Source organism: Mycobacterium sp. NGS35, assembly GCF_059812855.1.
Genome location: NZ_JCALDL010000001.1, coordinates 857839 through 870582 on the forward strand (window position 1 = coordinate 857839; position 12744 = coordinate 870582).

Below are 12744 nucleotides of genomic sequence, written 5' to 3' on the forward strand. Positions count from 1 at the left end.
TGACAGCGCCGGTTTTACGTATCCGCGAAAGCGCTGGCAGCGACGCCGCCATTCAATAGGATTCTCCGCGGGCACTGGGGACTCAGCGGCCAGTTCCCTTCGGCCCACAAGACCGGGGGTGGCTGCGATGAGGGTCTCGCTGCTGGACGGGTGGCTTCCGTGGGCGCTGCGGGCTGCCGCGTTGAGCGTGGTCCTGTTGGCCATCGGCTGGCGCACTCGGCACTGGCGGACACGGTGGCTTCCGCTCGTCGCCGTCGCCGCAGCCGTCGGTGCTGCCGCCGTCTGGTTTGCCGTGCCGGCCGTGCTGGGCATGGATGATCCACTGCCTGCCGAGGCGCCGGTCTGGGTGGCCGCGCTCCTGTTCGCGGCGCTCATACTCGTCGCGGGCTGGCGCGGCGAGCGGTGGTGGCGACGCGGGCTGGCCGCGCTGGCGGTACTGCTCAGCACGGTGACACTGGCCAACGCGGTCAACGCCGACGTCGGCTACTACCCCACACTGCGCGACGCGTGGTTGTCGATCTCGCATGCACCGATGCCCACTGTGGTGCAGCTTTCCCAGCTCAGTGCCGTCTCGCCGAGCACCCGCACCGGGCGCGTCGTCGCGGTCTCGATACCGGCTACTGCCAGCCACTTCCGGCACCGCCAAGAGTTCGTCTACCTGCCGCCGGCGTGGTTCGGCCGGCCGAGGCCGCACCTGCCGGTGGTGGAGCTGATCGGTGGTGTGTTCGCTGCACCCGACGACTGGATTCGCGCCGGGCACGCGGTGCAGACCGCCGACGCCTACGCCGAGCAGCACGACGGGCGCGCGCCGATCATGGTGTTCACCGACGCCACCGGTGATGTGGTCACCGACACCGAGTGCGTCGACGGCGCCGCGGGTAACGCCGAAGACCATCTCGTCACCGACATCCCGACCTATTTGAGGTCGACGTTCGGCGCCGCGGCGGGGCCGCGGAGATGGGCGGTGGCTGGCTGGTCGATGGGCGGCACCTGCGCGGTAAGCCTCGTGGTGGCACACGCCGCCGACTTCGGCAGCTTTGTCGACATCTCCGGTGATCTCGGACCCAACCTCGGCAGCAGACAAGACACGATCGCCAGATTGTTCAACGGCGACGCGGCGGCGTGGGCCGCTCACGATCCGCTCACCGTGATGGCCCGCCACGGCCGCTACCACGACACCGCCGGGCTGTTCGTCAGCGGCACCGCCGAGCCCACCCACCAACGCCACGCCAACCAGCTCGCCGCCGCGGCCCGCCGGGCCGGCATCGCCGCCGAGGTGCAAGTCCTGCCGGGGGAACACACCTGGAAGTTCGCCGCGCACGCATTCGCCTCAGCCCTGCCCTGGCTCGCCGCGCACCTGGAGTCCGACCCTACTCGGTGAACGTTCAGCGGATTCGGCGCAAGCTTTCAGCCTGATCGACAGGAAGGCTGGCTCAATGGCGTTGTGAAAGCAGGAGCGGCGCAGCGGCGGCAATGATCAACCTGCTCTTCGACGCTCCGCCGGCACCGCCGTCCCCCGCGCCGCCTGCACCGTCGTCTCCAGTGCCGCCGGTTCCACCACCGGACTGGGTGCAGGCACGCCACGGCGTCTCTCTGCTCGGCGGGTGGCTTCCCCTCCTCGTTCAGGTCGCCGCCGTCGTCGCGGTGCTGGCCGCGGTCGGCTGGCGATCCCGGCGCTGGCGCCTGGTGTGGGTGCCGGTGAGTGTGGCCGCTGGAGCCGTCGCGGCGTTGGCGGCACGGGCCTACGTCAATTCCGAAGGTCTGGCGTCAGATCCGGCGCCGGTCCAACTATGGCTGTGGACCGCCGTCTTCGTCGCCGCGATCGCGGTGGCCGTCGTCGGGTGGCGCGGCGCCAAGATCTGGCGTCGGGTGGTGTCGGTGCTGACCGTTCCGCTGACGCTGCTGGCGGTGCTGATCACCCTCAACCAGTGGGTCGGCTACTACCCCACCGTCCAGGGGGCATGGAACGCGCTGACCGCGGGGCCGCTGCCGGACGAGGTAGACGCCAAAGATCTTCCCGCACTTCGTAATACGGCGATGTCGACCGGCAAGTTGGTCAACGTCGACATTCCCGATGACGCCAGCGGCTTCAAGCATCGCAGCGAATACGTCTACCTGCCGCCCGCATGGTTCGACGGCGACACACCACCTCAGCTGCCGGCGGTAATGATGATCGGCGGCGAGTTCAACACGCCCGCCGACTGGATCCGCAGCGGCAACATCATGCCGGTCATCGACGGCTACGGCGCCAGCCACCCCGGGCAGGTGCCCATCTTCGTGTTCGTCGACGCCGGCGGTCGATTCAACAACGACACCGAATGCGTCAACGGCCCACGCGGCAACGCCGCCGATCATCTCATCAAAGACGTTCGGCCCTTCGTGATTTCGCGGTTCGGGGCGGCGCCGGACGCGGCCCGGTGGGCGGTGGTGGGCTGGTCGATGGGCGGCACCTGCGCAGTCGACCTGACGGTGATGCACCCCGAGCTGTTCTCCACCTTCGAAGACATTGCCGGCGATCACGGCCCGACCGCCGGAACCAAGCAACAGACCATCGATCGCCTCTACGGCGGCGACGCGGCGCAGTGGGCCGCCTACGATCCCGCCACCGTCATGGCCAAGCACGGACCTTACCGCGGCGTGGCGGGATGGTTCGAAGACACCATCAAACCACCCGCGGATCAACTGAATTCGGTGGTGGGGCACCTCGGCGCACGCCCGCATTCGGCCGCCCCGCAGGGATTCGGCGGACACGACGAGGGCAAAGACGCCGACCAGGCCGGCGCCGCCCAAGACCTATGCGCAGCGGCGACGAAGGTGAACATCAGCTGTTCGGTGCACAGCCAGGTCAGCTACCACACGTGGCAGTTCGCCGCCCGCGGATTCGCCGACGCCCTGCCATGGATTGCCGCACGGATCATGACTCCGCCCCAGGCCGCCAAGCCGTGACCACACCGGCGCTCTCGACCGGTTGGCCCTTGACGCCGCCCCAGCCGAAGCTGTGCGATGACTGAGTACCGCGACGATTCCCGCTTCGGCGGAGCAGTCAGCACCTGACGGAAACGGGCAGCCATGACCAAGCGCGCCGGCAAGCAGTTGTCCGGCCGCGCCGTACTGGAGGGGCTGATGTCCGCGGACTTGCGTGCGCTCACCGCGTACTCCGAACGCATCGGCCGCTATTTCGCCCAGGGCACCGGCGTCGGCAACAACGATTTTCACGCGCTGCTGCAGATCATGGTCGCCGAGACAACCGGTGAGCCGTTGACCGCGGTCACCCTGCGCCGCCACATGAACGTCTCCCCTGCCACCGTCACCTATCTGGTCGAGCGGATGATCACCGCCGGCCACATCCGCCGAGAACCGGACCCCACCGACGGCCGCCGTGCCCGACTGCGCTACACCACCGCAGGCATGGCGCTCGCACAGCAGTTTTTCACCCGGCTCGGCGCTCACATGCGCGCCGAAATGGCTGGGCTGACCGACGAGCAGCTCAGTTCCGCACACCAGGTGTTCACGGCGATGATCGCCGCGATGACGGTCTTCGAGGACGAACTCGCCGACATGCGCGATTCGGGGCCGACGTCAACCAAAGGCTAACGGCGCCAACCTGATTCGGCTCAGTTCTCCGACGTCATCAACCGCAACGTGCCCCGCGCGTGCTGCCGAATCCGCTGCAGCGCCTCGATCGCCGAGCCGACTGCGGGCAGCGTTTGGTCGGGATCGCCGATCCGCAGGAGTCGGACTACAGCCGGACTGGTGATCACCGACCAGCACACGCCGTGCCGAGCACACTCCACGCTGACCGTTTGCAGGGCCCGCAAGCCGTCCATGCCGACGAAATCGGTGTCGGCCATGTCGAGGATCAGCGCGCCTTGGGTGGGCACCGCCTCGCGCAACCACAAGCTCACCGAGTCGCTGTTGGCGGCGTCGATGTCGCCGCAGACCGTGATGATGGTCAGGGCGGGATCGGACACGCGTGCCCGCAGCCGGGCGCCTCGGCAGCTCAACTCGGCAACGCCGGATCCCGAATCCTCCTGCAGCCCGGTGAGTTTCAACTCGGCCATGGCGCTGGTCCTCATCTCCGCGCGGGACGCCGCGCGTTGCGTCGGCGCCGGCCGAAACGCCGTGGCGGTTCAGATGGCTCCGAAGAAGCCGTAGATGCCGGCTGCGCTCTCAACCCGCAAGACGCCTCCGCGGCCGCATCTGCTGCCGATGGAGGTGTTTCACAATTTAGTCCTATCCGTCGCCGATGGATAGGTTTCGGACGTTTCTGCTACACGACTGTCAATAAGCAGCGGCGGTCGCTGTTCACCGGGAACTGAGCCAACCGCGCCGCGCTTGTTCAGGGCTTGGCGAAACCGACTGCCGCCAGAATCTTCTGTCCGGCCTCACCGGTGACGAGATCGACGAATTTGTGTGCCAATTCTGGATTCTCGGACTGCTTGAGGACGGCAATCGGATAGGTGTTGACCGCTGCCGCAGCTTCAGGGAACCCCACAGCGGTGACCTTGCTGCCCGCGGCTTGCGCGTCCGTCACGTACACGACGCCGGCGTCGGCCTGTCCTGTCGTCACCTTGTTGAGTACGTCGGTGACTTGCGATTCTTCGCTGACGGGATTCAGCTGCACACCGGTGGCCTGCTCGACTTTATGAGTGGCCGACCCGCAAGGCACCTGCGGCGCACACACCACCACCGACAAGCCGGGTCGTGCCAAGTCCCGGAAAGAGCTGATCTTCTTCGGATTGCCCGGGGCCGCAACGATTGTCAACGTATTCGAGGCGAAGTTCACCGGGCTCCCGGACAGCAGGCCGGCCTGGGCAGCTTTGTTCATGTTGTTGGTGTCTGCCGAGGCGAATACGTCAGCCGAAGCGCCCTGGGTCAACTGGGTGACCAGATCCGACGACCCGGCGAAAGAGAATTCGACGTCGGCACCGGGGTTGTCCGTCTTGAATTGTTCGCCTATCTGGGTGAATGCCTTTTTCAGCGATGCTGCAGCGAACACGACGATTCTGCCGCTGTTCGACGACGAGGGCGCGGAAGTGTCCTTCGACGACCCGCACCCGGCGAGCAGCCCGACCACCATGAGTAGCGCCGCAGGCCATCGAGCCGCCCATGTCATGATTTCCCTCCTGGATCATCGGACGTCACGGCTGTCCGGGCAGGAGTCGCACCATCAGGCCGTGCGCCTCGGCAAGCAGCGCACCGTCGCCGTCGGTCAACTCCGCGGACACGAACGCCTTGCGACCTTCGGTCGAATCGACCCGGCCGCGCACGGTCAACGGCTGGTCGACCGGAGTCACCTTGCGGTAGTCGACATGCAGGAACGCCGTACGGCTGATGGGCCGGTTCGCCGCATGCACGACCATGCCGAACAGCCAGTCGAACAGCAACGGCAGCACGCCGCCGTGTACGGCGTTGTTCCCGCCCACGTGGTATCGGGTGAACTGTCCGCGCATTTCGACACCGTCGGACTGATAGCGAGTGAGCACCCACGGCGGCAACAGCAGGCTGCCCATCCCGGGCAGTTTGGGCGAGCGGCCGGCCGGGGCCACGCCCTCCGGCGCGACAGTGGGCGCCAACAGCTCGACGAGCTCTTCGGCCCGATCAGCCGCCTTGTCCCAGTCATCCTCGGAGGGATTGGCCGACACCGCAAGGTCTTGCAGCCGGCGCATCGCAGTGACGAACCGGACAAAACCCGGCGGCGGGTCGGTGGCCTCGTAGTCGGGGAAGCCGCCGTGCTTGCGGTAGTCGGGATCCATCGGCTCGCTGCTCATGCGCCCGTCCGCAGAATGTCGCGCCGGACGATGGTCTGGTCGCGTCCCGGGCCGACGCCGATGCACGAAACATGCGCCCCGGCAAGCTCCTCCACGCGCAGCACATAGTCGCGGGCCTTGGCTGGCAGGTCGTCGAACTCGCGTGCTCCGGAAATGTCCTCCCACCACCCGGGCAACTCCTCGAAAACCGGTTCGGCGCGCATGAATTCACTCTGTGTCATCGGCATCTCGTCGACCCGCTTGCCGTCGACCGTGTAGGCGACGCACACCGGAACCGTCTGCAAGCTGGACAGCACGTCGAGCTTGGTCAGGAAGTAGTCGGTGATGCCGTTGACGCGCGTCGCATAACGGGCCACCACCGCGTCGAACCAGCCGCAGCGTCGGCGACGGCCGGTGGTGACGCCGAACTCGCCGCCGGTCTTGACCAGATACTCGCCGTGCTCGTCGAACAACTCGGTGGGGAACGGCCCGGACCCCACTCTCGTGGTGTACGCCTTGAGGATTCCGAGCACCGCGGTGATCTTCGTAGGACCGATGCCCGACCCCACGCACGCGCCGCCGGCCGTCGGATTCGACGACGTGACATAGGGATACGTGCCGTGGTCGACGTCGAGGAGTGTGCCCTGCGAGCCCTCGAGCAACACGGTCTCTCCGCGGTCGAGGGCGGTGTTCAGCAGCAGCCGGGTGTCGGCGATGCGATGCGCGAATCCTTCGGCCTGCCGTAGCACCGTGTCGACGACGGTGTCGGGGTCCAGCGCCTTGCGGTTGTAGATCTTGACCAGCACCTGATTCTTGAATTCCAGTGCGGCTTCGACCTTTTGGGTCAACAGTGCCGGGTCGCGCACGTCGGCTACCCGGATACCCATGCGCGCGATCTTGTCCTGGTAACACGGTCCGATGCCACGTCCGGTGGTGCCGATCTTCTTGTTGCCGAGGTAGCGTTCGGTCACCTTGTCGATGGCGACGTGGTATGGCATCAACAGGTGCGCGTCGGCCGCGATCAGCAGCCGCTCGGTGTCCACGCCGCGCTCCTCGAGTCCGCTGAGCTCCGACAGCAGAACTCCGGGGTCGATCACCACGCCGTTGCCGATTACGTTCGTGACGCCCGGCGTCAGAATGCCCGATGGGATCAGGTGCAGCGCGAAATTCTCGCCGCTGGGCAACACCACGGTGTGCCCGGCGTTGTTGCCACCCTGATAGCGCACCACCCACTGGACGCGGCCACCGAGCAGATCAGTGGCCTTGCCCTTTCCTTCGTCGCCCCATTGGGCGCCGATCAGGACGATTGCCGGCATGGCGTAGTCTCCCGCTGAAATCGTGGTGCAGCCGGTGACCCACCCTATCCGAGCAATGCGCAGGAGTTTCGCTTTGACTGGCGATGAGCGCTCGCGCGAAGAGCAGAAAGCCACCGATGAGCGCTCGCGCGAAGAGCAGAAAGATACCGCCGTCGCTGTGCTGGCGTTCGACGGCCGCTCTCTGCCGTGGGTGCTGCGCGAGCTGCCTGTCGCCGACGTGGACGACATCGAAGGCGCGGCCCGGTCGTATCGCCGGCTGATCGTCGTCGGCTCGGACGCCGACCTCGCCACAGTGCTGACGACGCTGCTGCGCACCGAAAACCTGGACGTGGAAATCGGATTCGTGTCGGCACACCGGTCGCCGGCCACTCGCGCCTACGGGCTGGCAGCAGGCCGGCGCGGCGCCCGACGCGCGTTGCGCCGCCCGGCGCAGCGGGTGCCGCTGATCCGCGACGACACCGGCCACGCGATCGCCGGCGCGGCGATGTGGCGCGGCGCCGACGGCTTGTTGCACGGTGAAGCGGTGGTCGACGACACCACGCTGTTCGACGGCGACGTGGCCTGGGTGCGGATCGAGCCGACGGCCTCGATGCCCGGCCTGCGGGCGGCGGTGGTGACGGCGCGCGGTGAGCGGCGCCGCTGGGTCACCGGCCGCGCGGCCCAGCTCGGCACTACCGGTGCGGTGGTCGCCCGTGACGGTGTGGCCGCAGCACGCACGGTGCGACGGTCGACGTTCTATCGGCATGTCAAGGGTTGGCTGCTCGCACGGTAGAACCGGCAAGCCCGCGCACGGCAGGTAGTTTTCGTGGGGTGAACATCCGTCCGCTGCAGCAATCGGTGCGGCCCAGCCCGATTTTCTTGGCCATCTGCGCGACCACTGTGCTCGGCGGCGTCTTGGCGTGGCTCGCCGAGTCGTCCCGCACGCCGCTGGCGTATGCCGGGGTGTTCGTGTTCGTCATCGCAGGCTGGCTGGTGTCGCTGTGTCTGCACGAATTCGCGCACGCCTTCCTCGCGTGGCGCTACGGCGACCGCGACGTCGCGGTCCGCGGCTACCTGACCTTGAATCCGCTGCGTTACAGCAACCCGCTGCTGTCGCTGGGTTTGCCGATCCTGTTCATCGCGCTCGGCGCAATCGGGCTGCCCGGCGGCGCGGTGTACGTGGGCACCTCGTGGATGAAGCCCTGGCGACGCACGACCGTCGCGCTGTCCGGCGCGGGCGTCAACGCGGTGCTGGCTGTGCTGTTGCTTGTTCTCACCGCAGAGTTCGCGGACCTCGGGCATGCGGTGTTCTGGTCCGGCATGGCGTTTCTGGGCTTCCTGCAAGTGACCGCGGTCGTGCTCAACCTGCTGCCGATCCCGGGGCTCGACGGGTACGAGGCGCTGGAGCCACACCTGAGTTACGAGACCCAGCGCGCGCTCGAGCCGGCCAAACAGTTCGGCTTTTTGGTGGTGTTCATCTTGCTGATCGCGCCACCGCTCAACCACGCGTTCTTCTCGATCGTCTACCAACTGTTCGAGCTGTCCGGCGTGCCGAGCATCCTGGCGGCGTGGGGCAGCCAGCTGACGCGGTTCTGGTCCGCGTGGTTCTGACCTAGCGACGTAGGCCTTGCGACATATGCGCGGCGGCGCATAGATTGCGGGCATGGGCGCAGGTCACGACCACAGAGCAGCCGACGCCCGCGTATCCCGGATGGTTGCCGCGGCCGCTGTGCTGACCGTGTTCTTCGCCGTCGAGCTGACCACGGCGCTGCTGATCGGCTCGATCGCACTGCTCGCCGATGCGGGTCACATGCTCACCGACCTGGTCGCGCTGTTCATGGGACTCACGGCCCTGGTGCTCGCGCGCCGCGGCAGCAGCTCGCCCGCACGCACCTACGGCTGGCACCGCGCCGAGGTGTTCACCGCGGTCGGCAACGCGGTGCTGTTGCTCGGCGTCTCGGCGTTCATCCTCTACGAGGCGTTCGAACGGCTCGGCAACGCACCGGAAGTGCCCGGCGTGCCGATGATCGTCGTCGCGGTGGCGGGGCTCATCGCCAACGGTGTCGTGGTGCTGCTGCTGCGGTCCAGCTCGCGGGAGAGCCTGGCCGTCAAGGGGGCGTACATGGAGGTCGTCGCCGACACGGTCGGCAGCCTCGGTGTGCTCGTCGCGGGCGTCGTCACCGTCACCACGCACTGGCCGTACGCCGACGTCGTCGTCGCGGTGTTCGTCGCGCTGTGGGTGTTGCCGCGCGCACTGTCGCTGGCCCGTGCGGCGTTGCGCATCCTGTCCGAGTCGTCGCCCGCCCACATCGACGTCGACGAACTGCGCGCTGCCCTCCACGGCGTCGACGGCGTGCTCGACGTCCACGACCTGCACGTCTGGACCCTGGTACCGGGTAAGGACATGGCGACCGCGCACCTGACGAGCTGCGACGACTCGGCGCGAGTGCTTGCCGACGCGCGCGCGGTGCTCGCGGCACGCGGGCTGGAGCACGCGACGGTGCAAGTGGAGCCGCCCGAGGACGCCGACGACTGTCAGACCCAGGCGGACTGGTGACTCAGAGCCCGAGCTTGCCGCGGGCGCTGGGATCGCAGTCGTCGAGCAGATCCAGGCAGCGCTGGTACTCGTCGGTCTCGCCGATCGTGTCCGCAGCCCGGGCCAGCGCGGCCACGCATCGCAGGAAACCGCGATTCGGCTCGTGGTCGTAGGGCACGGGGCCGAAACCCTTCCAGCCGTTGCGGCGCAGTTGGTCCAGCCCCCGGTGGTAGCCGGTGCGCGCGTAGGCGTAGGCGGTGATCGCCTTGTCGTCGGCCAGGGCGTCTTCGGCCAGCTGCGCCCACGCGACCGACGCCGCGGGGTGAGCCGCCGCGACGATCGCCGGGTTCTCGCCGGCAGCCAGCTCGGCCTCGGCCTGCGGGTCGCCGGGCAGCAGAACGGGGTCGGGTCCCAACAAGTCGCCGAACTGAGTCATGCGCCCCATTGTGCCGTGCCGCCTTCGACGCTTCGCCAGCCTGACGGGCACCGCCCGCACGAGTCGTTAAGCTTCCGCGGAGACAACCCGTCGCCCTCGTGACAACCAGAGGACAGCCACACCCATGTCGAACCCTTCGGGTCCCGGCCAGGACGCCACGCCGGACGAAACCGCGGCCGACGACCGCCAGGACCGGGCCGAAGAGCCGCCGTCGGAGCATCCGACCGAGGCGATCAGCACCGCCGACCCGCAACCCGAGTTCGACACCGCCGAGCCCACCGAGGTGCTGTCGGGCCACGACGACGAGCCGACGCAGCGGCGCTACAGCGCGCCGTCGAGTTTCGACGCGCGGTCCACGGAGATCATCCGCACCGCCCCCGAGCCGGTGACCGAGGTCATCGCCGCCCCCGGTCAACCGAGACCCATTGGGCCGCAATCGATCCCGCCACGACCGGACGTTGCGCGGCACCGCAGCTGGGGTCTGGTGCTCGCGCTGGCGCTGGTGATCGCCGCGCTTGCCGCGATCGCCGTGCTGGGCACCATCTGGCTGACGCACCGGTCCTCGTCGAAGGCCTCTCAGGAAGACCTGGTGCGCCAGACGATCGAGGAATTCGACACTGCGATCCAAAAGGGCGACCTGGCTCAACTGCGCAGTATCACCTGCGGCGCCACGCATGACCGCTACGCCAACTTTCCCGACGACGACTGGGCCGCCACCCATCAGCGGGTCGCGGCCGCCAAGCAGTACCCGGTGGTCGCCAGCATCGACCAGGTGGTGGTCAACGACAAGCATGCCGAGGCCAACGTCACCACGTTCATGGCCTACGCTCCGCAGGTGCGGTCGACCCGCAGCTTCGACCTGCAGTACTTGGACGACCGCTGGAAGATCTGCGACGGGCCAATCGGTTAGGCGCGGGATCGCCGGCTCAGCCGGCGGTCACCGAACGGCCGGCGCTGCGCAGGTCGTTGCAGGCTTCGACCACGCGTTCACTCATCGCCGCTTCAGCCTTCTTCATGTAGCTGCGCGGGTCGTAGACCTTCTTGTTGCCCACCTCGCCGTCGACCTTCAACACCCCGTCGTAGTTGGTGAACATGTGCCCGGCGACCGGCCGGGTGAACGCGTATTGGGTGTCGGTGTCGACGTTCATCTTCACCACGCCGTAGCGCAGAGCCTCTTCGATCTCGGATTTCAGCGAGCCGGAGCCGCCGTGGAACACGAAGTCGAAGGGCTTGCTGTCCGGCGGCAGCCCGAGCTTGGCGGCGGCCACCTGCTGCCCCGTCGCGAGGATGTCGGGGCGCAGCTTGACGTTGCCCGGCTTGTACACGCCGTGGACGTTGCCGAATGTGGCGGCCAGCAGGTATTTGCCGTGCTCGCCGGCGCCTAGCGCGTCGATGGTCTTCTCGAAGTCCTCCGGCGTGGTGTAGAGCTTCTCGTTGATCTCGTGCGCGACGCCGTCCTCCTCGCCGCCCACCACGCCGATTTCGATCTCGAGGATGATCTTCGCGGCCGCGGTCTGTTTCAGCAGCTCTTTGGCGATGGCCAGGTTCTCGTCGATCGGCACTGCGGAGCCGTCCCACATGTGCGACTGGATCAGCGGGTTGCCGCCGTCGGCCACCCGCTGCTGGGAGATCTTGAGCAGCGGCCGCACGTAGCTGTCGAGCTTGTCCTTCGGACAGTGGTCGGTGTGCAACGCCACGGTGATGGGGTACTTCTCGGCGACGACGTGCGCGAACTCGGCCAGCGCCACCGCCCCGGTGACCATGTCCTTGACACCAAGACCCGAGCCGAATTCCGCTCCGCCCGTTGAGAATTGGATGATGCCGTCACTGCCGGCGTCCGCGAAGCCCTTCAGCGCAGCGTTGATGGTCTCCGACGACGTGCAGTTGATGGCCGGAAATGCGAACTCGTGCTGCTTGGCGCGGGACAGCATCTCGGCATAGATCTCGGGCGTGGCGATGGGCATGGGGTTCCTTTCGCCGTGGTCAAGGCGCTGCGGGAATGTGCCTGAAGTATCCCACCGGAAGCGACGGTATGTTGGGTCGTCATGAGCACGACGCTCGCGGCGTTGCCGGCAATCATGGACCCGTGGACTTACATCGGGCCCAACGGCCTGTTCGCGTCCGCGATCCTGCCCGGCATCCTGGTCATCGTCTTCATCGAGACCGGCCTGCTGTTCCCGTTCCTGCCCGGTGACTCGCTGCTGTTCACCGGAGGGCTGCTCGCCGCCAAGGGGACGCTCGACATCTGGACCCTGGCGATCGCAGTGCCGCTGGTGGCAATCGCCGGTGACCAGACCGCGTACTTCATCGGACGCCGGATCGGCCCCGCGCTGTTCAAGAAAGAAGATTCCCGCTTCTTCAAGAAGCACTACGTGACCGAATCACACGAATTCTTCGAGAAATACGGGCCGTTCACGGTCATCCTGGGCCGCTTCGTGCCGTTCGCGCGGACGTTCGTTCCGGTGATCGCGGGTGTCTCGAAGATGCGCTACCCGCTCTTCTTGGGTTTCGACATCATCGGCGGATTCGCCTGGGGCGCCGGCGTCACGCTGGCGGGCTACTTCCTGGGCAACATCTCCTTCGTCAACCGTCACCTCGAGCTGATCATCCTCGGGATCGTGTTCGTGTCCATCCTGCCGGCGCTCATCTCCGTCGGACGCGGGCTGCTGGCGCGCCGGCGGGCAGCCAAGGTGGAGTAGGCCGCTACGCTGTCGGCCTTCTCGGCCT

General features: G+C 67.4%; 14 protein-coding genes. 8 read left to right on the forward strand and 6 right to left on the reverse strand.

Annotated elements, in window-relative coordinates; translation table 11 throughout:
• The first annotated feature begins 127 nt into the window (after nucleotides 1–127).
• The 3 genes from AC5Y4C_RS04245 to AC5Y4C_RS04255 all read left to right on the forward strand — a co-directional run bounded on the left by AC5Y4C_RS04245 (nucleotide 128) and on the right by AC5Y4C_RS04255 (nucleotide 3594).
• Nucleotides 128–1381 (forward strand): alpha/beta hydrolase, encoded by a 1254-nt coding sequence (locus AC5Y4C_RS04245; protein WP_499961981.1) that lies wholly within the window; start codon nucleotides 128–130, stop codon nucleotides 1379–1381.
• A gap of 92 nt (nucleotides 1382–1473) precedes the next feature.
• A complete protein-coding gene (locus tag AC5Y4C_RS04250) occupies nucleotides 1474–2946 on the forward strand; it encodes an alpha/beta hydrolase (RefSeq protein WP_499961979.1) in 1473 nt (490 codons plus the stop codon).
• Between the two features lie 123 nt (nucleotides 2947–3069).
• Entirely contained in the window at nucleotides 3070–3594 is a 525-nt protein-coding gene (locus AC5Y4C_RS04255; RefSeq protein WP_499961977.1) for a MarR family winged helix-turn-helix transcriptional regulator, read from the forward strand.
• A 20-nt stretch (nucleotides 3595–3614) separates the two neighbouring features.
• Here the strand turns inward: AC5Y4C_RS04255 and AC5Y4C_RS04260 are convergent, their stop codons facing one another.
• The 4 genes from AC5Y4C_RS04260 to AC5Y4C_RS04275 form a co-directional block, all read right to left on the reverse strand.
• Nucleotides 3615–4061, reverse strand: coding sequence for an STAS domain-containing protein (locus AC5Y4C_RS04260; RefSeq protein WP_499961975.1), 447 nt, complete (start codon nucleotides 4059–4061; stop codon nucleotides 3615–3617).
• Between the two features lie 278 nt (nucleotides 4062–4339).
• Nucleotides 4340–5116, reverse strand: a complete 777-nt coding sequence (modA, locus tag AC5Y4C_RS04265; RefSeq protein WP_499961973.1) for a molybdate ABC transporter substrate-binding protein — start codon at nucleotides 5114–5116, stop codon at nucleotides 4340–4342.
• A 25-nt stretch (nucleotides 5117–5141) separates the two neighbouring features.
• A complete protein-coding gene (locus AC5Y4C_RS04270) occupies nucleotides 5142–5771 on the reverse strand; it encodes a PaaI family thioesterase (protein WP_499905398.1) in 630 nt (209 codons plus the stop codon).
• A complete protein-coding gene (locus AC5Y4C_RS04275) occupies nucleotides 5768–7066 on the reverse strand; it encodes an adenylosuccinate synthase (RefSeq protein ID WP_499905396.1) in 1299 nt (432 codons plus the stop codon). Before AC5Y4C_RS04275 ends, AC5Y4C_RS04270 begins: the two co-directional genes overlap by 4 nt.
• Nucleotides 7067–7139: 73 nt before the next feature.
• On the opposite strand from AC5Y4C_RS04275, the gene AC5Y4C_RS04280 reads away from it, so the two are divergent.
• From AC5Y4C_RS04280 to AC5Y4C_RS04290, 3 genes are read left to right on the forward strand one after another with little or no spacing between them, the layout of a single operon-like run.
• A complete protein-coding gene (locus tag AC5Y4C_RS04280) occupies nucleotides 7140–7838 on the forward strand; it encodes a peptidase M50 (protein WP_499961971.1) in 699 nt (232 codons plus the stop codon).
• Between the two features lie 38 nt (nucleotides 7839–7876).
• Nucleotides 7877–8656 carry a site-2 protease family protein gene (locus AC5Y4C_RS04285; RefSeq protein ID WP_499961969.1) on the forward strand — a complete coding sequence of 260 codons (780 nt, stop codon included), beginning with the start codon at nucleotides 7877–7879 and terminating at the stop codon, nucleotides 8654–8656.
• 52 nt (nucleotides 8657–8708) lie between these two features.
• Complete coding sequence (locus AC5Y4C_RS04290) at nucleotides 8709–9602, forward strand: cation diffusion facilitator family transporter (RefSeq protein ID WP_499961967.1); 894 nt, start codon at nucleotides 8709–8711, stop codon at nucleotides 9600–9602.
• 1 nt (nucleotide 9603) lies between these two features.
• Here AC5Y4C_RS04290 and AC5Y4C_RS04295 read toward each other — a convergent pair whose 3' ends face one another.
• Nucleotides 9604–10017 carry a DUF3151 domain-containing protein gene (locus AC5Y4C_RS04295; RefSeq protein WP_499905383.1) on the reverse strand — a complete coding sequence of 138 codons (414 nt, stop codon included), beginning with the start codon at nucleotides 10015–10017 and terminating at the stop codon, nucleotides 9604–9606.
• Nucleotides 10018–10141: 124 nt separating this feature from the next.
• Between AC5Y4C_RS04295 and AC5Y4C_RS04300 the strand changes: the two genes are divergently transcribed.
• A complete protein-coding gene (locus tag AC5Y4C_RS04300; protein ID WP_499905380.1) occupies nucleotides 10142–10927 on the forward strand; it encodes an Rv0361 family membrane protein in 786 nt (261 codons plus the stop codon).
• Between the two features lie 16 nt (nucleotides 10928–10943).
• Here AC5Y4C_RS04300 and fbaA read toward each other — a convergent pair whose 3' ends face one another.
• A complete protein-coding gene (gene fbaA / locus AC5Y4C_RS04305) occupies nucleotides 10944–11981 on the reverse strand; it encodes a class II fructose-bisphosphate aldolase (RefSeq protein WP_499905377.1) in 1038 nt (345 codons plus the stop codon).
• Between the two features lie 81 nt (nucleotides 11982–12062).
• On the opposite strand from fbaA, the gene AC5Y4C_RS04310 reads away from it, so the two are divergent.
• Entirely contained in the window at nucleotides 12063–12716 is a 654-nt protein-coding gene (locus AC5Y4C_RS04310; protein ID WP_499905374.1) for a DedA family protein, read from the forward strand.
• Nucleotides 12717–12744: the final 28 nt, after the last annotated feature.